We start from the raw sequence: 20,718 nt of genomic DNA on the forward strand, positions 1-20,718 counted from the left end.
TAATTATATTTAAAGGAGATTATTAATAAAATGAATACATTATCTTGCAACTGTGGATTCAAAATTACGGATGAAAACAAATATAAAGCAGAAGCGGCTATGTGGCATCACGCCATTCAAGAACACACGGATATGCTGAAAAGCATGACTGTCGATATGCTGGAGCAGTGGCTCGTTAATAAAGACGAGCAGTTAAAGGCGGGGGCGTAATGACGGGCTCGGCGATTCATCAAGAAGTGGCGTTTAAAGCTAATCCAGCGCGTATTTACGATATTCTTATTAGCAGCGAGCAATTTAGTAAGGCTACCGGTGGCGCTCCAACCGATATCAGTACAGAAGAAGGCGGCAAGTTTTCTTGTTTTGGAGGCATGATCCTGGGACGCAACATTGAGCTCGTACCTAATCAGCGAATTGTACAAGCTTGGCGTGCTGCTAGTTGGGAAGAAGGTATCTACTCGATAATCAAAATCGAGCTAAAGGAGCAAGGCTCCGAAACCTTGCTGATGTTTGATCATTCCGGTTTCCCGGAGGGACAAGGCGAGCATCTCGCATCCGGATGGCACGCCAATTACTGGGGTCCAATAGAGAAATTATTAGCTTAAGCAAGTGAAACGGCGTGCGAGTATATGCACGCTTTTCATTTTTTATTGGAGGGATTGGATATGGTAGATGTTTTAACGGAAATAACAATAAATCGTCCCCGTGATCAAGTTGCGGAATATGCCGCTAACCCCGACAACGCACCTGAATGGTATGTCAATATTAACTCAGCTGAATGGCAAACACCGAAGCGGATCGAGGTTGGTTCTAAAGTGGCATTTAAAGCTGCATTCCTTGGAAGGGAGCTTTCCTATGTGTATCAGATCGCCGAATATACACCGGGAAAAAAGCTTGTCATGAGGACGGCCGATGGTCCTTTTCCGATGGAAACGACCTATACCTGGGAGTCTCTGAGCGGTCATTCCACTCGAATGACTTTGCGCAACAAAGGCAACCCTAGCGGATTTTCGATTCTATTTACTCCGTTTATGTCTTTGATGATGAAGAGGGCCAACAAAAAGGATTTGAACAAAATCAAGTTTTTACTGGAAGAAACAGCGAATTAAAGGGTAACCTGATTTGTCAATCGGGCCGAATGACCACCACTTATCTTGATTTTGTATATGGTGATCAAAACGACGCTGCTCAAACGCAAAAGAGATTTTGGCATTTTAAAAGCAACGGGCTACACGACGCTTCAACTAATGAATCAAATTGCGCTCGGCTACGTTCCGATTATGCTGGCAGGCGTCTTTATCGGCGGTGCCCTCGGCTCGCTTTATACGAATTCCGTGCTGACGCTGCTGCTGTCCGGTGCCGGCATTCACAATGTGCAGTTTACGATTAAGCTGTCCTTAATCGCCTCGCTTTGTATCGGTATGGTTGTACTGGCATACGCCGTATCCATGACCGCCGCTTATCGGATGAAAAATATTACGCCGCACGGGCTGATTACGGAATAGTTGGTCTGGGATTGAGCAGGCAACAATACAAGTTGAAAACCCAGCCTGCATGAGGCTGGGTTTGAGGCTCTTCTATTTATGGCGATTTTTCTTTATGCGGGTATAAAAGATAAGGGCTGCAGCAATCATTGCGATAAATCCTAAATTGGACGCTGTTTCCTGCCCTAAGCCAAACACCATGCAGAGATTAGTCACCAGACTTTTCGTCAGCAGCGCAATTGCAATCAACAATAGCGGCCTTATGAAGTTGTATCTTCTCATCGATTGCCTCCTGTTTCCGGATGGAATAGGCTTGTCTACTCCGGCAAGTATACCAACTGCGAGTCTAATCGTCCAGCTGTTGTTGTTGCGGATAGGTTTCGAAAAGCTATTCAGGAGGTGGCTGCCGGCCGCTGTGGATAGCTTTTTTTGTTGGATTTTCTCGAAAAATAACAGGTAGTTTCAGCCGATTGACAGGCGAAAGGCTCCGCTGTATACTATCCGACATAAGTTTATGATAGTTTATATGACATCATATGGTGCGACTAATACGCTTGGGCCCAAAGCGAATAATCCCCTTACTTCATCGTGCAAACAGTCTGTAACCAGATCTCGTGCATGTTTGCGGAAAGGGGATTTTTTGTTGTCGCATCTGAACAAATGTTCATGTTTACTAGAACTTAATTTCATTTTGACGCTTTGATTACAATTTTGAACTACTCTATTAAGGATGAAATGCTAGTTATTATGCAATTTTAGGTTGGAGAGAGGAGTGAAAGTAACATGCGGCATTGGATTTCACGTATAAAGAGACAGACAGGTATGATGCTGGCTGCTGTTATGATTGTCGGCAGCACGCTGGGAAGCATTGGTGCGCCCGTACAGGCAGCGGATGCTAATCATGTTGTGATTTCGCAGGTATACGGGGGCGGAGGCAACAGCGGGGCCGAGTATAAAAATGATTTTATCGAGTTGTACAATCCGACTGATATTCCAGTCACGATGACGAATTGGAAGGTACGCTATGCAAGTGCTACTGGTACTTTCAATAATGTGACGGAAATAAACGGCACTATTCATGCAAAAGGTTACTTTCTGATTCAACAAACGGCAGGCACCGGCGGGACGAAGGATCTGCCTGCTCCCGATGCAGTCGGAACGTTAGGCTTGGGCGCTTCAAACGGGAAAGTAGACTTGGTCGACGGTTCTGGTACTACGATTGATTTGGTAGGCTTTGGGACCGCTACCTTATCGGAGACGAATCCGACCCCTGCTCTATCGAGCACGACAGCGGCTATTCGGAAGGCGGCTGCAGGCGCTTCGGAAGGCAGTCGCGGAGAGGATACGGATAACAACGCAGCGGATTTCGAAGTCAGAACGCCGGATCCGCGCAACAGCAGCTATAACGCGCTTGCCGTAAGCCCTGTTACGGCTTCGCCCGCACCAAATGCCTGGCCTGCAGGCACGGAGATCTCGTTAAAAACGGATACGGTAAGTGCCTCTGTTTATGCGGCCGTGTACGGTTCGGGCGGGACGGAAAACTTTGAGCCGTATACGGGACCGATCACAATAAGCGAAGCGACAACGATCAAGGCTTACGCGCAGGCGCAAGGCATGCCGGATAGCCCGGAGTCGACTTTCGACTATACGATACTGGAGAAGTCGAACGTTGCCACGGCCCGCTTGGCTGTCAAAGGGCAGAACGTGTGGACCGAGGGCATTGTGACGCACATCGACGGACCGGAGACGTACATTCAGGATGAGACTGCCGGAATCGTGTTGTACAATTTCCCGGGTTTTGCAGACATCGGAGACCGTGTTGAAGTTCGCGGTGTCATGGATATCTTCAACGGTCTGCAGGAAATCAAGCCTCAATCCGGACTTACGTATGAGGTCGTAGAGCAGGATGCCGGCGTACCGGAAGCAAAGCTGTTGACGGGCGCGGATTTGTCACCGGCTAACGGTGAGGCTCACGAAGCGGAACTCGTTACGCTTGAAGATGTGACTATCGTCGACAAAGACGGAAGCAAAGTGACGGCAAGCCAAGGCGGCAATAACTTTACTATCTACTCCAATCTATCGAAATTAACTTTAAACAAAACTTTTGAAAAAATTACCGGTGTTATTAAGCAGTTTAACGCGGATTATCAGTTTATTCCGCTGAACGAAGGCGCGCTCGTGGAGGACCTCTTTTCGGTCATGGCCAGTCCGGGAGCAGGCCGCATTATCATCGGCAGCTCGGTAACGCTCTCGAGCCCGACGAGCGGGGCGGCGATTTACTACACGCTGAACGGCACCAACCCATCAGAGGCAAGCCAGCTCTATGATTCACCGATTACGGTGAGCGAAGATGTCGTCATTAAAGCGATTGCGGTTGCTGGCGGCCAGACCAGCGAGATCTATACGTTCGAGTACGAGGCTTCGGAGGCGCCGCGCATTCACGATATTCAGGGCGAGTCCCATAAGTCGGAATATGCCGGCCAGACGGTTACGGATGTAGAAGGTGTCGTAACGCAGTACGGTTACACCTTCGCCACCGGCGTTTACAAAGGCTTCTTCATGCAGGATCCGACCCCGGATACTAACATCAATACTTCCGAAGGCATCTTCGTATACAGCACGAACGAAGCGCTGAAGCCGGCCATCGGGAATTTGGTTACGGTGACGGGTACGGTATCCGAATATAACGAAGGAAACACCGGCAATTTAACGTCTACGCAAATCACGATGACGGCAAGAACAATCGTATCTCCCGTCAATGCGGTGCCTGAACCTGTCACGCTCGGCAAGAACGGCAGAGTGATTCCATCCTCCATCATCGACAATGACACCGTTCCTATGACGGAGTTTCAGCCAGCAGAGGATGCAATCGACTTCTATGAATCATTGGAGGGCATGCTCGTTAAGCTGCCGACACCGACGATTCTGAGTCCTTATTGGACAAGCGGAAGCGGCAATTCCATGCTGTACAACATACCGACAAGAATTGAAAATGATGCAAACGACGTCCTTACAGCTGCAGGAGGACTGGTTCTGAAAGGGCCTAACAACTTGAATCCGCAGCGTCTCTTGATCGCGTACGGCGATCCGGGGCAGCAGGTCAGCACAGGCGACAAATTCAATAGCGACGTAACAGGCGTTATTGGCTACAACAACGGTAATTTCAAAGTGATTCCGGCATTGAACGGCTTGCCGGCTATTACCCAAAATACGTTCCAGCGGGAAACGACTACTCTTCAAGTCGATGAAGACAAATTATTAATCGCCTCCTATAACATCGAAAATTATTATCCGGGCGTAGGAGCAACCAAAACGGAGAAATTAGCCGAATCCATCGTATCCAACATGAAGAAGCCGGATATTATCGGCGTCGTCGAGATGCAGGACGGCAACGGCGAGGCGGATACCGGATTGGTCGAGGCGGATGCATCCGATTTGATCGAAGCGATTAAAGCTGCCGGCGGTCCCGATTATGTATACACAGACATCGCTCCACAGGACAAAAAGGATGGCGGAGCGCCAGGCGGGAACATTCGAGTCGGCTTCCTATACAATCCGGATCGTGTAAGCCTTACGGGCAGCGTGAACAACCGGAAAGGTTCCGCAACCGAAGCTGTCGGGTACACAGGCGATAGCGGTGAATTGACCTATAATCCGGGACGGATCGACCCGACGAACAGTGCGTTCAACAGCTCGCGCAAGCCGCTTGCGGCTCAGTTCGAATTTAACGGCGAGAAAGTGATTGTCATTGCCAACCACTTCAATTCGAAAGGGGGCGACAACGGACCGTTCGGCGTCGTTCAACCTCCTGTACTGTCGAGCGAAGATCAGCGGCATGATATTGCGGCAATCGTGAACGGATTTGTGAAGGACGTGCTGACGAAAAACCCGGAAGCCAATATCGTGGCCTTAGGCGACTTGAATGACTTCCAGTTCACCGAAACGGCACAGATTGTAAGAGGAAACGAGCTTGACAATCTGATCGACGAGCTTCCGTTGAATGAAAGGTACACGTATACGTATGACGGCAATTCGCAGGTGCTTGATCATATACTGGTCAGCAAAAACCTGACCGCGAATGCCGAGCCGGACGTTGTCCACTTGAACGCGGACTTCTCTCCGTCAGACGGGCGGGTATCCGATCACGATGCGGTCATGGCGCAGATCGACTTGAGCAAGCCATCCGGCTTCCCGCTCACGGTTCTGCATACGAACGATACGCACGCGAACCTGGATACGACCAGTTCGCCGAATAGCGTCCTGCGCCGCGTGACGGCGATCAAGGATGCGAAAGCCAGCGCGACGAATCCGATTCTCGTCGATGCGGGCGACGTGTTCTCCGGTACGCTTTATTTCAACAAGTATCTTGGCCAAGCGGATCTCGAGTTTATGAACCTGGTCGGCTACGACGCGATGACGTTCGGGAACCATGAGTTCGACAAAAACTCTCAGGTGCTTGCCGATTTTATCGGCAATGCGGAATTCCCGTTCGTTTCCTCCAACGTGAATTTCTCGGATGACGCGATTTTGAGTCAGAAGTTCAAGAATGAAATCGGCAATCCGGGAAGCGATAAGACCATCTACCCGGCGCTTATTATGGATGTGGATGGCGAGAAGGTCGGAATCGTCGGCCTGACGACGGAGGATACGGCGAACATCGCCTCGCCTGGCGACGTCAAGTTCGAGGACGCGGAAGCAAAGGCGGCTGCTGCGGTTGCCATGCTGAAGGCGCAAAACATTAATAAAATCATCGTGCTGTCGCACCTTGGCTACGATGCCGACGTTGAGCTTGCTAAAGCGGTTGAAGGCATCGACATTATCGTTGGCGCGCACAGTCACACCAAGCTGGAGGAAGCGGTTGTCGATAATACCGACCCGGACGCGCCGAAGCTTATCGTACAAGCCGGCGAGAAGGGCCAATTCCTTGGCAAACTCGAAGTCATGTTTAATGAAGAAGGCGTTCTGACGGAGTGGGACGAAGAGCTGATCTCCATCGATGCGAAGAACGGCACAACGTATATTGTGGCCGAGGACGCGGAAGCGAAGTTGATCCTCGATACGAAGTATAAGCCGGGAATTGTTGAGCTGACTGGCACTGAGGTCGGCAATTCGGATGTCGTGCTGAACGGCGTAAGAGCAGATGTGCGCTCGAAGGAAACGAATCTCGGCAACCTCATCGCCGACGGCATGCTGGACGCGGCCAAAGCGGCCGGTACGAATGCGGTAATCGCGCTGCAGAATGGCGGCGGCATCCGCGATTCGATCAATGTGGGGTCGATTACGCAAGGGGAAGTGCTCACGGTGCTTCCGTTCAATAACGACCTGGTTACGATTTCGTTAACGGGTCAAGAAATCAAGGATGCGCTTGAAAACGGCGTCTCAACCATTACGACGACGAAGGACGGCCGCTTCCCGCATATTGCGGGCATGCGATTCGACTACGATTCGACCAAGCCGGTGAACGAGCGCGTCGTACGCGTAGAGGTGAAGAACGGCAATAAATACGTTCCTCTTAATTTGAAGGCGACCTATGAAGTGGCAACGAATGCGTTCACGGCCAAAGGCGGAGACTTCTACGCTTCGCTTGAGAAGGCTTATAAAGAGGGACGCGTCAATCTGCTGTACCTGCCGGATTACGAGGTATTTACGAAGTATATTCAGAAGGTTGGAACGATTACGGCGGCTACTTCCGCTGTCGAAGGCCGGATCGTCGATTTGAAAGGCAGTCCTCTGCCTACAACTCCTGTCTTAAATCCAATCGGCGATAAAACGGTGGATGAAGGCGTGTTGCTGCAATTTACGGTGAGCGGTACAGATCAGGATGGCGATACTATAACGTATTCCGTTGGCAATTTGCCGCCGGGAGCAGCTTTTGATCCGACAACGGGCGTTTTCAATTGGATGCCGAATTATACGCAAGCCGGCACGTATCCAAACGTTCAATTCACTGCAACTGACGGCCGTCAGACTGCAAGTGAGTCTATAAACATTACCGTTAACAATGTCAATCGCCCGCCTGTCTTAAATCCAATCGGTGATAAAACGGTGGACGAAGGCGAGTTTCTGCAATTTACGGTGAGCGGCACAGACCCAGATGGCAATGCGATCATGTATACCACAAGCCATTTGCCACTGGGAGCAACTTTTGATCCGACAACGGGCGTTTTCAGCTGGACACCGGATTATACACAAGCGGGCATGTATGCAAACGTTACTTTCGTTGCAAGTGATGGTATTCTGACTACAAACAGCAGCATCACGATTAACGTCAATGACGTAAGTGCAACAAGCTTAATCGATCAGTCGATTGAATATATTAAGAGTCTCAATATGCCAAACGGAAGAGAGAAATCCATCTTATCTAAACTGGAGAATGCCCAAAAATCCATTAGTAAAGGAAATCATAAGGCTGCCGTTAACCAGATGCAGGCTTTAATCAACGCGGTGAATGCCCAAAGAGGCAAAGGTCTTTCGGATGCAGATGCTGATTATATCATTTCTAACATTCAAGTAATCATTAGCATAACCAATTTATAAAACAACTGCCTCTGACACCAATGCGAAAGGAAAGAATCCACTGATGCATCGGTGTGGCGGGAAGAGCCAGGCTCCAAACATATGAATTATCAAGTGGCAGCGAATTGTGGATTTGTTGTACCACGAGTCGCCGCCACCATGAAAACCCACAACCGCACGTGCACGAGGTTGTGGGTTTTTGCTATATATAGTATTAAAATTGCATTAAGCTTGTATATTGCCTGTTTTCGAATACGCAAGTACGTAGAAAAATAGCGAATCATGTTGAGAAGAGTTGGGTGCTAATGGCGGATGAGCGATCGGAAGACAAGGTTAGCAAAATGATAGATGCGGCAAGACTGTATTATGAATTGAATCAAAATCAAGAGGAAATTGCCCGGAAGCTTGGCGTATCGCGGCCGACCATCTCGAGGTTCTTGCAGCAGGCGAAGGAAGAGGGATACGTGCAAATCAAGATCGTCCACCCGGGGGAGAACAACGGCGCTCTTGCGGTAAGGCTGGAGGCGAAGTTCGGACTGAAGAGAGCGGTGATCGTGTCGGTGCCGCATTACGAGGACGGCGTCGTCAAAAAGTATATCGGCGAGGCGGCGGCCCATTATTTATACGATACGGTCAAGAATGGCGATATTATCGCCGCGACTTGGGGGACGACGCTGTATCAAGTGGCGCTTCATCTGAAGGACAAGCCTGTCCGTGACGTCAAGGTCGTGCAATTGAACGGAGGCGTGAGCCATTCAGAGACGAATACGTATGCGTATGAAGTCGTTCACTTATTCGGCAAAGCGTTCCACACGATGCCATACTTCATCCCGCTGCCGGCTCTGGTCGATCACAAGATCGTGAAGCAGACGATCGAGAAGGACCGCCATATCCGCAACATTTTGGAGCTGGGCAAACAGTCTAATATCGCCGTTGTGACGGTAGGCGCGCCGTCCGAGGATTCGGTTTTGATTCGGGCGAACTATTTTACCGAGGAGGAACTGGACATCATTCGGGCCAAAGGAGCCGGCGACATCTGCTCTCGTTATATCGACACGACCGGCGCTATATGCTCGGAGGAGCTGGATCAGCGGACGATCGGCATCAGTTTGGACGAGCTGAAGCAGAAGGAGCAATCTATTCTCGTTGCCGGCGGAGCGAAGAAGGTTGACGGCATCTTTGGCGCGCTGAGCGGAGGGTACGCGAACGTTCTGATTACGGACCAATTTACGGCCCGGTATTTGCTGGAGCGGGAAACGTGACAGGGAATGGTGCTAAAAACCGGCCGGGCACGCAGAATGCAAACAGTTCTGAACGCTACTGAAGTTAGAGCTAATTTCGGTGGGTTTATTGACACCATTGTGAGGGAGAAGCCTCAAGCCATTAAGCGGAACAGAGATGTTATAATGGCATTCTCGAAGCAGCAAATGAAGGAATTGCTGTCTGTGTATGAGTTGACTTTCGAATATGAACAAGATGAAGATGGTCGGTATGGACGTGTTCTTCTGGAAGAAGACATTGAATCGGTAGCACGCATGTTCCATGCCTAGTTGGAGTGATTTGGAGAGTTTTTAAGACGCGATGGATGGGTTTTGGTAATGCAAAGTGGCTGGGACAAGATCTTTGAGAAAACTTTACCTGGCGGAGAGATATTAAGATCGGCAGTATCGAAAGGATCGGGGGAATTGACAATAAGTGACCGTGCTTCACTATTGCCGTAATCGAAAAGATAGGCCTTTCACCGGCAAGTTCTTCAATTGCTTCTTTATCTGAAGCTGCTTAGCCCCGAATCCGAAGGAGGACCATGACAGTTATTACAGATTGGTTTAGGAAATGACCTGAACTTCTGTTATAATAGAAGTATGAAGTCAAGAAAGTTGTTGGCTAAGAAGAGGAAGGTTGCGCCGATCTATGAATGAATTCGAAGACTGGAATCTTAAAGTGAAAAAAACCTTTAATGCTACAAGCAATGAAATCGTGTTAACGGTTACGGAAGCAGGCAGCTTGTTAGGTCTTTCCAAAGATCAAATGAAAACCTATGCAGACAAAAGCAGTCTAACCAAAGTGCCGATCATGAGAAGCGTTCACAGGTACCTTTTATTGAAGAGTGAAATAGATGAGCTAGTAAAGTAATAATACGATTGTGAATATAGAGCTAGCACCGATGAGGAGCTAAATTGTTAAACCTGAGAGGGAGTACCGCATGAGGTACTCTCTTTGCTTTGTTATCGGACATGAATATTAGACGACATGGATTCGGTATTTATTGAAGAGGTTCATTGCATGTCGGAGCAACTGAATCAAATCGCGAAGAAATATAATCCTTTCAAACGGGATTCAACTATAATAGCCTCCACCAACCAGGAAATCATAAACATGGCAAAAAAGATCAAAACGTCCTTCTTGCGGTATGATAATTTATAAACAAGGAGGGTGGTTGCAGTGGGCGACGATACGACGCACAGAAAATCGGTCAATCAATCGCTAGCTTATATAGAGAGGCATCTGACGCAATCGATTGGGCCTGACGATGTGGCGCGGGAAGGCAGGTTTTCGCAGCGGCATTTCTATCGCATATTTACTTCAATAATAGGGACGACGGCGGCCAATTATATTCGCGACCGCCGTTTAACGAAGTCTGCTGCGGAACTTGTGCATACGAATTTCGGCATTCTGGATATTGCGCTTAAGTACCATTTTCAATCGCAAGAAGCGTTTACGAGAGCTTTCAAAAAGAGGTATGGCGTTACGCCGGGTCACTATCGCACCTATTCCAAATCGCTCATTAAGAAGGAGAAGATGGATATGAGTCGTCAAACTATTCCGCAAGGCTGGTCGGTTACGGGGAATCGCGTGGAAGACTATGAGATCGCGCTCGACAAAAAAGAGGTGCATTCCGGAACTGCATCCGTAAAGCTTCATTCGGTCAAAGTCCGTGCTGAAGGGTTTGCTACCCTCATGCAAATGTTCAGTGCAGAACGTTATCTTGGCAAAAGAGTGCGATTGACGGCGTTTGTGAAAGCAGAGGATGTAAAAGGCTGGTCAGGCCTGTGGATGCGGGTCGACCGCAAAAACGGCGATCTCCTGCAGTTCGATAATATGCAGAATAGACCGATACAAGGGACGCAGGATTGGAAGCTGTACTCTGTCGTACTGGACGTTTCCGAGCATAGTCATGCCATCGCATTTGGGGTGTTGTTGAGCGGCGAAGGCAAAGTATGGGGCGATCAATTCCGGTTTGAAGAAGTCGACGAGAAAACGCCGACGACAGGTCAAGATTCGGATGATCAAATGCCGATCGAGCCGGCTAATCTTGATTTCGAATATAGTTAAGATACGGAAAAGAAGGTGTTTCGAAAGCCATAGGCTTTAGGGGCACCTTCTTTTTCTTGTTATTCGCTTAGCAGCCTAAGCTGCGCCCGGCGCCGCGGACATTCGTTTGCGGTAGACGGTTCCGGACAACCAAACGCTGATCTCGAATAAGGCGATGAGCGGAATCAGAAGGAGGAAATCCGAGACGATGTCGGGCGGCGTCATCAGGTTGGAGACGACGACCAGAATCAAATACGCGTAGCGGCGCGAGCGCTTGAGGCGATCCGGCGTGAGCAGCCCGATCCTGGTGAGGAACATGACGATGATCGGCAGCTCGAAGGCCGCGGCGATCGGGAGAACGATGTTCAACATGAACGCGAAGTATTCGGCAACGCCGTACGTTTCGGTCAAATTCAGATTCTCCGAAATTTTGTTGACGAAGGAGAAGCTCATCGGCAAGACGACGAAGTAGCCGAAGCAGACTCCAGCGACGAAACAGATGACGCTGTATGGGATATAACGGATCGTTGCGGCCCGTTCGTGAGGATACAGCCCCTTTTTCACGAAGCTCCAGATGAGGGCCAGCGCAACGGGCACCGTTAGCGTCAAGGCGAAGACCATGGCTATGATCATATAAATGCGCACGCCGTCGAAAGGCGAGAAGGTGTTCCATTCCATCCGCGAAGCCGGGGGCGCGCTCTTGATCGCGTCGAAAATGTAAGGCGCGGCGAACAGCCCGAGGGCCATGCATGCGGCGAAGACGACGGCGATAATAATGAGTTGTTTGCGCAGCTGGGCCAAGTGCTCCAAAAAAGACATAAGAACCGAATTTCCCATTATCCCATTCTCCTCTCTATGTTTTGATCGAATGAGCGGTTTCGGACATGATCGCTTTGCGAAGCTCGAATGTATGGAATCCGTCTCTTAGCTTTCGGTGAATCTCCTTTAACCGCTCCACGTCCTCGAACGAAAACTTCCTCGCGCCGCCGGAGGTGCGATCCGGAAATATCAGTTGGCGATCCTCGTAGTATCGGATTTGCCTCTCCGTTAAGCCCGTCAATTGTCTAACCATACCAATGCTCATCACTTTGTAACTCATTGCTTCGCCTCCTAGATCGATAAATGGATACCGGAAGAATGACTTTTGCGATAGATTGACGATAGGTAATATGACATCTACATTCGTATGCAAGAGATTTTAGCAAGCCGATTCACAAAAGACAATGATCTTCATGAACTAGTGATTTGTAATTTGGCATATAATGGGTTCGATTTCTAGTTAAATTAGCCTATATTCGCAAAGTTTATCGAAGTTCCGCAAGATGCCAAAAATATTCTATGTCAGAATTCCTTACACAAAAATAGAAACTTCCGCTTCGCCTATGCTATCTTGTCGTTGTGTGGTGGACAAAGCACTTCGATGCTGAAGAATGGGAGTGGAGACGAATGGAATCTAGCAAAACGCCAAGCGAGATGTCGAGGCGCCAGTTTCTAGGTACGGTAGGGAAGCTCGGAGGCGGCGCTGCGGTATTCAGCGTCATGGGCACGCTCGGGTTATTGTCGCCCGAGACGTTGAAAGCGGCGGATTACGAGCCGCCAGACAAAAACGAGCTGTCGATGAGCGGCCGCGGTGGCAAAAAAGTCGTCATACTCGGGGCGGGCATCGCAGGCATGACGGCGGCTTACGAGCTTGGCCAAGCCGGATTCGATTGCACCATTCTGGAAGCCCGGGCACGATCGGGAGGACGAATCTGGTCGGTGCGCCGCGGCACGACGGTAGCCGAAATCGGAGGAGCGAAGCAGGTTGCGAGATTCTCCGACGGGCTGTACCTGAACGCAGGCCCGATGCGGATACCGCAGTTCCACGTCACCATGGAATATATTCGCAAGTTCGGCATTCCGATCGAGCCGTTCAACAACGTGAACGACCATGCGTATTACTATAACGAGAACGTCGGGGAGCTCTCCGGCAAGAAGGTTCGCAAACGCGAGGCGAAGGCCGACGTGCGTGGATACGTCAGCGAGCTGATGGCGAAGGCCGTGAATCAGAACGCGCTGGATATGCCGCTGACGGCTGACGAGAAAGAGAAGCTGGTCGCCTACTTGCGTTCGGAAGGCGGATTGGACGCGGATCTGTTCTACAAGGGCTCGTCGAGGGGCGGCTATAAGGACGAGCCGGGCGCTCGCCTGGATGCCGGCGTTATACGCGATCCATTCAGCATGAAGGCGATCCTGAATTCCGGCTTCGGCAACTATCTGAGCAGCGAATACAGCTACGACCAGCAGATGATGATGTTCCACCCGGTAGGCGGCATAGATGCCATTCCGATGGCTTTCGAGAAACGGCTTAAGGGCAAGATTCGCTTTCATTCCGAAGTGTCGGAGATCAAGCAGAGCGAGAAGGGCGTCGCGGTCACGTACAGAAATTTGGCCACAGGCGAATACCAGAATGTAGAAGGCGATTATTGCATCTGCACGATCCCTTTGCCGGTCTTGAAGAAAATCAAGGCGGACTTCTCGCCGGACATGAAGAATGCGATCGAAAGCGTCGGCTACGCTTCCGCGGGCAAGATCGGCCTTCAATTCAAGCGGCGCTTCTGGGAGGAAGACGAGCAAATTTACGGCGGCAACACGCTAACGAACATGGATATCTCGTCCATCTATTATCCTCCTACCGGCTATATGCAGAAGAAAGGGCTGTTGCTCGGCTATTATGCGTTCGGCGGCAACGCGGACAAGCTTGGCGGGATGACGTTCCAGGAGCGCGAAGCGCATGCGCTGAACCAGGGTGCGAAGATACATCCGCAATACCACAAGGAATTCGAAGCTTCGTTCTCCGTCGATTGGAAGAAGATCAAGTATAACGAAGGGGGCTGGGTAGGTTATTCCGGCGACCAGCGGAAGACCGTCTATCCTACGCTCTGCAAGCCCGACCGCAGAGTGTACTTGGCCGGCGAACATATTAGCTACGTCACGGCATGGATGGCGGGCGGCATCGAATCGGCCAGGGCAGTCGTGACCGACATCAGTCAACGAGTCATGAAGGAGTAGGCAGGGAATCCGCTAGGGCGAGGCAATTATACCTATTAATAAGTTGGAGGGATCCATACCTATGGCGATCAATCGCAATGTCAAAGTTTTGATCGGGACAGCGATTCTGTCCTGTTTCATCGGTGCATCCGTGTACGCAAGCACGGTAACGCCGAACAAATTCCCGTTAACGCCGATGCACGAGCCCGAATTTTACGGCAGTCCCAGCTCGTCCATCGCAAGCGCGGTAGCGCTCCCGGGCAAATCCGCGACGTTCTCCACGAGCGGTACGGTACCGCCTCTGCTGAACAAGGATGGCGCAACCGTCTACGAACGTTACGGAAATACGGAGAAGCAAGCGGAAGGCATCATGAAGAATATTGAGAAACAGCTGACGGACCAAGGGCTGTCGCTGAAAGATGTCGTTTATCTGCGCGTTTACGTCACGCCGGATGCGGCGCTTCAAGGCAAGTTCGACTATACGGGTTGGTTTAACGCATACGCGAAGTTTTTTAACACAAAAGAAAATCCGGTCAAGCCGGCCCGTTCGACGGTCGGGGTCGCCGGACTCGTCAACGCCGATTGGCTGATCGAGATCGAGGCGGTCGCGGCTTACCCGACTCCGCATAACCAGGATTGACCGACGGGCAGCAGCCCGATCCAACAAAGGCTAGGAAGGGGAAATGTTCGTATGCTGCAAAATATCGGATTCCCGGGATTGCTAATGATTTTGGTCGTCGTGCTCATTATATTCGGACCTTCGAAACTGCCGGAGCTCGGCCGCGCGGTCGGCCGGACGCTGCATGAGTTCAAATCGTCGGCGAAGGAGCTGGTCTCCGACTCGAAGGACGATGTCATCGAAATGCCGAAGGAAGCTGCCGGCAAAGGCTGAGTCGGCGAATATTTTGAGGTATGCTTGTCTCCAAAAAAGCGCTAGCCCTATGTGGCTAGCGCTTCATTCGTTATGCTGGCAATGTCGATTGGAGAATTAGACCCTTCGCTGACCATATCGGGCAGGATGCGCTCAAGGAAATAATCGACGCAATGCAGCCTGATTCCTTTGATCTTGATAATGGCAGAACGGTACATGACGACAAATTCCTTCTCTGTATTGCCTTTCCGAAGTTCGGCAAACGCTTCATAGATCTGGTCGAGCTTGTCGGCCACCTCGAGAATACGGCCTTCAACCGTTTCGTCCTTCCCCTCGCGCAGCTGTCTGAAGAAGATCGGCTTAAACTCCTCTGGAATATTCTCCTCAATAAAGAGAGCAATCATGCCTTCCTCTACCTGCTGCAGCATGCCGCGAAGCTCTAGCGAGGAATGCTTGACCGGTGTTTTGATATCCCCGATAAAGATTTCACCGTAATCATGGCTACTCGTAATTTCGTAAAGCTTCTTCCAGTCGATCGTGACGCCATTGCTTTCTTCGATGTCCGCCAAGGTTTTGGCGTATTGGACAACCTTCCAGGAGTGGGCGGATACGCTGTGCTCCTCGAACTTGAATTTTCCCGGGCAACGAATAATACGTTCGAGATCGTTAAGCGATTGAAAGTACGTATGAATTCCCACGACATACCATTCCTTCCCCTATGTAAGGTGCGACTATACGGTTAGTATAGTGCTCATTTGTTAATGGACGATTAATTTCATTTGGTTATAGAGGTTAACCATGTTCGGTAAAAATTATCCCCCTATTTCCGTTAATCGGCATGGTTTAATTATTGCTCAACGGAATCATGGAACAAAAATAGCAGATGGAGAAAAACCCGACCTATCCAGGTCGGGTTTTTAGCTATGGCTCCAAACGAAAGGTGCGGATGAGCTCTTCCTGAGTGAACCGTTTTTTCCTTCCCCACTGAACGACCCGAACCATAAAAGGGGTGTTTGGATCCTTCATATGGTAGAAGCCGGGTATCCGCATGACTCTTGCTAGATTTGTGATTAGCGGATCAGAATTGAATTTTTGCGCTAATGCTTTTTGGATCGGAACGAATTTGCTTACGGCTCCGTCTCTAAGCGCCCAATAAATATGATAGCCGTTGCTCGTTTCGACGATCATCGCATGTTTAACGAGGTTCCCGTGCTTGTTAAGAAATTGCTTCTTCAACTGCGCGATTTTCCGTCTTGTCCGATGGACTACAAGCCGGTATTGGCCATGTTTGGTTCGTTTGACGGTGATCGATTGAATCTGTTCGGAGGGGTTCGCTTTTATCGATTTGATTTTCCGAATCGCCTCTTCCTTCGTACTGCACGTCGCTGAAATCTTGTTAAGATCGACATCGATAAATTGCGCTCTGATTTTTCGGAAAGGGCTATTCGGTGTTTCTCTGTAGTTAATTTCCATAAATACCGCATAACCTCTTGCGTTATGGCTTAGCAAATGTACGGGCTTGTTGCGGCTGGACACGAGCTTGATTTGGGGAACGAGTTTCTCTACGAGCCTTAACGGCTTCTGCAGCATAATTACCGGATTACGGCTAGCGGCAGCGCTATGGCTATGGCTATTGCTGGGTTTAACGTCATGCACCAAAATAAAATGCAATCGTTCGTTCTCCTTGCAGCCTAATTTCTTCATAAATAGTTGTGCCTGGCTGGAGCTCTTGTGTAGCAATTTGGAATAATTGTCCGATTTCGTCATCATTAAACTAAAAACCACATCCCTATTCTAGGTTTAGTAAGCATAGAGCTCCGTTTTTATTCAACACAATTATATTCAGACGAAAGATGGCAAGTGTAGACTAAAGCGCCTTTTTTAATAAGACTTTAAACAGAAATTCCCGCTAGCCATGTGGATCATCCATGTGGTTAGCGGGTTTTTTTAAAGAAAAAAGAGTTTTTTGCCTTATCCTTTTGGCTTCACCATTAAGGCTGCCAAAAAGGAGAAAATAATGGCTGCCGAAATACCCGCGCTGGTGACCTTGAATATTCCGGTAATGACTCCGATCCATCCGTCCTTCTGCAATTCTTCCAAAGCGCCGTGAACCAGCGCGTTACCGAAGCTAGTGATAGGAACGGAAGCGCCGGCACCGGCAAATTGAACGAGCGGATCATACAAGCCAAGTCCATCCGCGATTGCCCCAAGTACAACGAGCAACGTCATGGTATGGGCTGGTGTCAGCTTGAATGCATCAAAACATATTTGTCCGAAGACGCAAATGGCGCCGCCTACGAGAAAGGCCCATAAAAAAATCATATCAGATTCCTCCTGCTTCGATCGCTACGGCATGCGCGATACAAGGAATGCTCTCGCCTTGTTGAAACGAAAGCGGCGATAAGAGCGCCCCTGTCGCGACAACAAGCATGCGCTTGATTTCTCCCTTACGCATGCGGTTCAATAAATGACCGTAAGTGACAACGGCCGAACATCCGCAACCGCTTGCCCCTGACTGAACCATCTGTTTTTCATAGTCGTAAATCATCATGCCGCAGTCGGAATACTCCGTTTGATGCATGGGTATATTGTGTTTTTCAAACAATTTGCAGGCAATCTCATAGCCTACTTTGGCAAGATCGCCTGTCACGATCAGATCGTAATAGCCGGGCTCTATTTGCAAATCCCGAAAATGAGCTTGAATAGTGTCAACCGCAGCGGGTGCCATAGCGGCCCCCATATTAAACGGATCCGTGATTCCCATATCGATGACCCGTCCAATGGTCGCCGACGTGACGACAGGGCCTTCGCCTTCTTGCGATACGATCACCGCGCCGGCGCCCGTCACGGTATATTGGGCAGTCGGAGGTTTTTGCGAGCCGTATTCCGTTGGATACCGAAACTGCTTCTCTACGCTTGCATTGTGACTGCAGGTCCCGGCCAGTATGAATTTCGCTGCCCCGCCATTGACGAGAGCGGACGCAAGAGCCAGGCTTTCCATTGAGGTTGAACAGGCGCCAAACACGCCGAGATAGGGGATCGTCAGCGTACGGGCGGCGAAGCTGCTGCTGATGATTTGATTCATCAAATCGCCGCCGATATAGAATTGGACCTGCTCCTTGGTTAATCCTGCGTTTTCGATAGCCAGTTGTGCTGCTTCTTCGATCAGAACCTTCTCCGCTTTTTCCCAGCTGTCTTCATCCAACATGGAGTCGCCATGGATGATATCAAAATCGTTGGCAAGGGGACCTCTGCCTTCGAATGGGCCGACCACCGTAGCCGATGAGCGAATAACCGGTTTATTTTCAAAGATCCAGCTCTGATGCCCCTTTAGCATATCAATGTCCTCCTCCGGTGCCTTTAAACACGAACGTGACGATCCCCACAAAAAAAGCCGCTACTGTTCCGAAGACAATAACCGGACCGGCAAGTTTGAACATTTTCCCGCCGACTCCCAAAACCAGGCCTTCGCTGCGATGTTCAATAGCGGCGGATGCCATTGAATTCGCGAAGCCGGTAACGGGAACCGCCGAACCGGCACCCGCCCATTGCGCGATTTTGTCGTAAACGCCGAGACTCGTTAAAATAACCGAAATAAGAATTAGCACGGCCACAGTGGGATTGGATGCTTTTTTCTCGTCAAAGCCGCCCCAATGAACAAACATTTCCTGAATCGCTTGTCCAATTACGCAAATCGCTCCCCCCGAAAGAAATGCACGCAAACAGTTTTTGAATATGGGACGTTTCGGTTCGATCTGTTTGGCGAGTTTTTGATACTCCTGTTGGACCGGCGTTGCTTTTTTCTTCTTGTTATTGGCCATCATTCTTCCTCCTGTTTCGTCTTATCTAGCGAATGAGCAGCGGTTTGATTTCCTCGATGACTCGTTCCAAATCTTTTGCGCATTCTTCGTACATTTTCTTTGCTTTTGGCGCTCTCGTGGACAGACTGAACATTTCGAGATCCGCTTCGCATTTTTTTAAAGTGGCCAGCAAAGAAGCTTTCTTCTGAGGCTTAGGAACAACAATCTGATCGTCGAACAAGTCGACATATAACTGGCCGTAAGAGTCTACCTGGCCAAGGAACACATTTTCTATCGCGACGCCTATCGTTTCGAGTTCCGTATTCAGCCATTCACGGCTGAGTCCGATCGTAGCGAGAGGTTCATCCATGATCTTTCCGTCCATGATCACCGTCTGCGGTTCCTGTTCGGGGGCGACTTTGATGCCTAGGTGCTTTGGTGTTAGAGGTTGATTTTCTTTCGTTAGCAAGACGTTGATGTCTCCGCTTGGTTCCATTACCGCAAATTCAACATTCGCCGCTTGGAATATATTTTTTTTCCTGAGTTGTTCCATCAGCTCGTCGGTCGTAAGCCGTTCCTTCTTCAGATTTTCCTCCATGATTTTTCCGTCTTTAATCAGCACAGTTGATCTGCTATCGATAAAATCCCTTGCTTTTTTACTCTTGAGTTGCAAAAATTCGATCCCCAAAGTAACGGCTACCCAAACAGATAAGGAAACGATACCCAAATACCATCTCGCGTCCAAATCCAACGAAATATAGGCAGCTAAGCTTCCGATCGTGATTCCGGTTATGTATTCAAAAAAAGAAAGCTGGGAAACTTGCCTTTTCCCTAATAGCTTAGTCATTCCAAATAGAATGACAATCGCCAACAATGTCCGTAAAGCAATAAGTAACCAATCTGGCATTCTCAAGGTCCCCTTTTTCCTGACAGCTTTTTAATTTCCACTTGATGGTAATTAGTATATATGCAAGATCTCCAGTTCCCCGTCTTTCTATTCATAAAAAGAAACCTTTTGCTTGTTTCAGCGGAAAATACCTCTCTCCTCGGCGTATGATTTCGAAAAATCGAGATATATTAAGCTAGGTATTTGGGATAGGTTTGAGCATTATTTTCGTTTGCATTTTCATTAACCTGTTAAGGAGGTGGATAAAATGACAGTAGCTTCCCAAGTCAAAACATGCGTAGCTTCATTGAAAAGCGCTCAGGCCAGCTTGGAACAATTCGCTTTGAGCACGCAAAATCAAGAAGCAAAAACTCTTTTCACAAACGCAGCCGAGCAAACGCAACAAATTTTGCAGCAAGTCGAAGGCCGCGTACAACAGTTAGAAAATGAAGAACCGCAATATAAAGGTTTCTAAGAACGATGAAACGGGGCTGTCCCAAAAGCCATTATTGGCTTAGGGACAGCCCCTTTGTTCGTGTACGGCTAACCTCTGGCTGCTATGTTGGATTTTTGCAGTAACTTTAAGCGTTATCAAAATCATGAAAACCCAGGCCGCATGCGGTCTGGGTTTATCTATGCCGGAAAGTGAATGCAATGGCGAACGATTCGGGTACCTGCGCCGCCGTTTTTTTACTTTGAGGCTCGAGAATATCTAAATCTGTATAAATTTTCTTAGGAACGCCTATAGTTTTTAGGGTTATCCGATAATGGAATTCGGATTACGATGGTAATGGGGAAGCGCTGCCATTTTGATTTATGAAA

At 49.3% G+C, this 20,718-nt stretch carries 22 protein-coding genes; 13 read left to right on the top strand and 9 right to left on the bottom strand.

The features are described from left to right. The first annotated feature begins 30 nt into the window (after positions 1-30). Genes J2T14_RS21310 through J2T14_RS21325 form a run of 4 tightly spaced genes read left to right on the top strand, consistent with a single transcriptional unit; the run spans position 31 to position 1,502 of the window. A complete protein-coding gene (locus J2T14_RS21310; RefSeq protein ID WP_307473980.1) occupies positions 31-210 on the top strand; it encodes a hypothetical protein in 180 nt (59 codons plus the stop codon). Then, positions 210-602, top strand: coding sequence for an SRPBCC domain-containing protein (locus J2T14_RS21315; RefSeq protein WP_307473983.1), 393 nt, complete (start codon positions 210-212; stop codon positions 600-602). Before J2T14_RS21310 ends, J2T14_RS21315 begins: the two co-directional genes overlap by 1 nt. Before the next feature lie 60 nt (positions 603-662). After that, positions 663-1,106: an SRPBCC family protein gene (locus tag J2T14_RS21320; RefSeq protein ID WP_307473986.1), complete on the top strand. Its 444-nt coding sequence runs from the start codon at positions 663-665 to the stop codon at positions 1,104-1,106. Between the two features lie 51 nt (positions 1,107-1,157). After that, entirely contained in the window at positions 1,158-1,502 is a 345-nt protein-coding gene (locus tag J2T14_RS21325) for an FtsX-like permease family protein (protein ID WP_307474803.1), read from the top strand. A 72-nt stretch (positions 1,503-1,574) separates the two neighbouring features. Here J2T14_RS21325 and J2T14_RS21330 read toward each other — a convergent pair whose 3' ends face one another. Then, positions 1,575-1,763, bottom strand: a complete 189-nt coding sequence (locus J2T14_RS21330; RefSeq protein ID WP_307473987.1) for a hypothetical protein — start codon at positions 1,761-1,763, stop codon at positions 1,575-1,577. 501 nt (positions 1,764-2,264) lie between these two features. Here J2T14_RS21330 and J2T14_RS21335 point away from each other — a divergent pair. From J2T14_RS21335 to J2T14_RS21355, 5 genes are all read left to right on the top strand, one after another. Then, positions 2,265-8,018, top strand: a complete 5,754-nt coding sequence (locus J2T14_RS21335) for a 5'-nucleotidase C-terminal domain-containing protein (RefSeq protein ID WP_307473989.1) — start codon at positions 2,265-2,267, stop codon at positions 8,016-8,018. Between the two features lie 284 nt (positions 8,019-8,302). Further along, positions 8,303-9,259, top strand: coding sequence for a sugar-binding transcriptional regulator (locus J2T14_RS21340; RefSeq protein WP_307473992.1), 957 nt, complete (start codon positions 8,303-8,305; stop codon positions 9,257-9,259). Between the two features lie 6 nt (positions 9,260-9,265). Then, positions 9,266-9,547 (top strand): hypothetical protein, encoded by a 282-nt coding sequence (locus tag J2T14_RS21345; protein ID WP_307473994.1) that lies wholly within the window; start codon positions 9,266-9,268, stop codon positions 9,545-9,547. Positions 9,548-9,908: 361 nt separating this feature from the next. Beyond that, the gene (locus J2T14_RS21350) at positions 9,909-10,130 is read left to right on the top strand and encodes a DNA-binding protein (RefSeq protein ID WP_307207844.1); all 222 of its coding nucleotides are present in this window, start codon (positions 9,909-9,911) and stop codon (positions 10,128-10,130) included. A gap of 309 nt (positions 10,131-10,439) precedes the next feature. Next, on the top strand, positions 10,440-11,330 hold the full coding sequence (locus tag J2T14_RS21355; RefSeq protein ID WP_307473996.1) for a helix-turn-helix transcriptional regulator: 891 nt from the start codon (positions 10,440-10,442) through the stop codon (positions 11,328-11,330). A gap of 75 nt (positions 11,331-11,405) precedes the next feature. On the opposite strand, the gene tatC is transcribed toward J2T14_RS21355, so the two are convergent. Both tatC and J2T14_RS21365 read right to left on the bottom strand, forming a co-directional pair. Continuing rightward, positions 11,406-12,146, bottom strand: coding sequence for a twin-arginine translocase subunit TatC (tatC, locus tag J2T14_RS21360; protein ID WP_307473998.1), 741 nt, complete (start codon positions 12,144-12,146; stop codon positions 11,406-11,408). A gap of 16 nt (positions 12,147-12,162) precedes the next feature. Further along, positions 12,163-12,408: a MerR family transcriptional regulator gene (locus J2T14_RS21365; protein ID WP_307207840.1), complete on the bottom strand. Its 246-nt coding sequence runs from the start codon at positions 12,406-12,408 to the stop codon at positions 12,163-12,165. Between the two features lie 347 nt (positions 12,409-12,755). Between J2T14_RS21365 and J2T14_RS21370 the strand changes: the two genes are divergently transcribed. The 3 genes from J2T14_RS21370 to J2T14_RS21380 all read left to right on the top strand — a co-directional run bounded on the left by J2T14_RS21370 (position 12,756) and on the right by J2T14_RS21380 (position 15,231). Continuing rightward, complete coding sequence (locus J2T14_RS21370) at positions 12,756-14,360, top strand: flavin monoamine oxidase family protein (RefSeq protein WP_307474000.1); 1,605 nt, start codon at positions 12,756-12,758, stop codon at positions 14,358-14,360. 61 nt (positions 14,361-14,421) lie between these two features. After that, positions 14,422-14,979: a RidA family protein gene (locus J2T14_RS21375; RefSeq protein WP_307207837.1), complete on the top strand. Its 558-nt coding sequence runs from the start codon at positions 14,422-14,424 to the stop codon at positions 14,977-14,979. Between the two features lie 51 nt (positions 14,980-15,030). Beyond that, the gene (locus J2T14_RS21380; RefSeq protein WP_307474002.1) at positions 15,031-15,231 is read left to right on the top strand and encodes a twin-arginine translocase TatA/TatE family subunit; all 201 of its coding nucleotides are present in this window, start codon (positions 15,031-15,033) and stop codon (positions 15,229-15,231) included. Between the two features lie 47 nt (positions 15,232-15,278). On the opposite strand, the gene J2T14_RS21385 is transcribed toward J2T14_RS21380, so the two are convergent. The 6 genes from J2T14_RS21385 to J2T14_RS21410 form a co-directional block, all read right to left on the bottom strand. Further along, positions 15,279-15,908: a YfbR-like 5'-deoxynucleotidase gene (locus J2T14_RS21385; protein ID WP_307207834.1), complete on the bottom strand. Its 630-nt coding sequence runs from the start codon at positions 15,906-15,908 to the stop codon at positions 15,279-15,281. A 223-nt stretch (positions 15,909-16,131) separates the two neighbouring features. After that, the gene (locus J2T14_RS21390) at positions 16,132-16,881 is read right to left on the bottom strand and encodes a DNA-primase RepB domain-containing protein (RefSeq protein ID WP_307474004.1); all 750 of its coding nucleotides are present in this window, start codon (positions 16,879-16,881) and stop codon (positions 16,132-16,134) included. A 300-nt stretch (positions 16,882-17,181) separates the two neighbouring features. Continuing rightward, complete coding sequence (gene spoVAE / locus J2T14_RS21395; protein ID WP_307474006.1) at positions 17,182-17,532, bottom strand: stage V sporulation protein AE; 351 nt, start codon at positions 17,530-17,532, stop codon at positions 17,182-17,184. Between the two features lies 1 nt (position 17,533). Then, positions 17,534-18,547, bottom strand: a complete 1,014-nt coding sequence (spoVAD, locus tag J2T14_RS21400; RefSeq protein ID WP_307474008.1) for a stage V sporulation protein AD — start codon at positions 18,545-18,547, stop codon at positions 17,534-17,536. Position 18,548: 1 nt separating this feature from the next. Continuing rightward, on the bottom strand, positions 18,549-19,031 hold the full coding sequence (gene spoVAC / locus J2T14_RS21405) for a stage V sporulation protein AC (RefSeq protein WP_307207825.1): 483 nt from the start codon (positions 19,029-19,031) through the stop codon (positions 18,549-18,551). A gap of 25 nt (positions 19,032-19,056) precedes the next feature. Further along, positions 19,057-19,917, bottom strand: coding sequence for a DUF421 domain-containing protein (locus J2T14_RS21410; protein WP_307474010.1), 861 nt, complete (start codon positions 19,915-19,917; stop codon positions 19,057-19,059). A gap of 247 nt (positions 19,918-20,164) precedes the next feature. Here J2T14_RS21410 and J2T14_RS21415 point away from each other — a divergent pair, with 247 nt between their 5' ends. Beyond that, positions 20,165-20,371 carry a DUF1657 domain-containing protein gene (locus J2T14_RS21415; RefSeq protein WP_235241779.1) on the top strand — a complete coding sequence of 69 codons (207 nt, stop codon included), beginning with the start codon at positions 20,165-20,167 and terminating at the stop codon, positions 20,369-20,371. The last annotated feature ends 347 nt before the right edge of the window (positions 20,372-20,718 follow it).

Origin of the sequence: Paenibacillus harenae (assembly GCF_030812415.1) — a bacterium.
Lineage (GTDB): Bacteria > Bacillota > Bacilli > Paenibacillales > Paenibacillaceae > Pristimantibacillus > Pristimantibacillus harenae_A.

Excerpts from the sequence above, each read along its gene's own strand:
- J2T14_RS21315 (WP_307473983.1), top strand. The coding sequence starts at position 210 with ATGACGGGCTCGGCGATTCATCAAGAAGTGGCGTTTAAAGCTAATCCA.
- J2T14_RS21335 (WP_307473989.1), top strand. The coding sequence starts at position 2,265 with ATGCGGCATTGGATTTCACGTATAAAGAGACAGACAGGTATGATGCTG.
- J2T14_RS21320 (WP_307473986.1), top strand. The coding sequence starts at position 663 with ATGGTAGATGTTTTAACGGAAATAACAATAAATCGTCCCCGTGATCAA.
- J2T14_RS21330 (WP_307473987.1), bottom strand. The coding sequence starts at position 1,763 with ATGAGAAGATACAACTTCATAAGGCCGCTATTGTTGATTGCAATTGCG.
- spoVAD (WP_307474008.1), bottom strand. The coding sequence starts at position 18,547 with ATGCTAAAGGGGCATCAGAGCTGGATCTTTGAAAATAAACCGGTTATT.
- tatC (WP_307473998.1), bottom strand. The coding sequence starts at position 12,146 with ATGGGAAATTCGGTTCTTATGTCTTTTTTGGAGCACTTGGCCCAGCTG.
- J2T14_RS21415 (WP_235241779.1), top strand. The coding sequence starts at position 20,165 with ATGACAGTAGCTTCCCAAGTCAAAACATGCGTAGCTTCATTGAAAAGC.
- J2T14_RS21370 (WP_307474000.1), top strand. The coding sequence starts at position 12,756 with ATGGAATCTAGCAAAACGCCAAGCGAGATGTCGAGGCGCCAGTTTCTA.
- J2T14_RS21310 (WP_307473980.1), top strand. The coding sequence starts at position 31 with ATGAATACATTATCTTGCAACTGTGGATTCAAAATTACGGATGAAAAC.
- J2T14_RS21365 (WP_307207840.1), bottom strand. The coding sequence starts at position 12,408 with ATGAGTTACAAAGTGATGAGCATTGGTATGGTTAGACAATTGACGGGC.
- J2T14_RS21375 (WP_307207837.1), top strand. The coding sequence starts at position 14,422 with ATGGCGATCAATCGCAATGTCAAAGTTTTGATCGGGACAGCGATTCTG.
- J2T14_RS21340 (WP_307473992.1), top strand. The coding sequence starts at position 8,303 with ATGGCGGATGAGCGATCGGAAGACAAGGTTAGCAAAATGATAGATGCG.
- spoVAE (WP_307474006.1), bottom strand. The coding sequence starts at position 17,532 with ATGATTTTTTTATGGGCCTTTCTCGTAGGCGGCGCCATTTGCGTCTTC.
- J2T14_RS21345 (WP_307473994.1), top strand. The coding sequence starts at position 9,266 with ATGGTGCTAAAAACCGGCCGGGCACGCAGAATGCAAACAGTTCTGAAC.
- J2T14_RS21350 (WP_307207844.1), top strand. The coding sequence starts at position 9,909 with ATGAATGAATTCGAAGACTGGAATCTTAAAGTGAAAAAAACCTTTAAT.
- J2T14_RS21380 (WP_307474002.1), top strand. The coding sequence starts at position 15,031 with ATGCTGCAAAATATCGGATTCCCGGGATTGCTAATGATTTTGGTCGTC.
- spoVAC (WP_307207825.1), bottom strand. The coding sequence starts at position 19,031 with ATGGCCAATAACAAGAAGAAAAAAGCAACGCCGGTCCAACAGGAGTAT.
- J2T14_RS21410 (WP_307474010.1), bottom strand. The coding sequence starts at position 19,917 with ATGCCAGATTGGTTACTTATTGCTTTACGGACATTGTTGGCGATTGTC.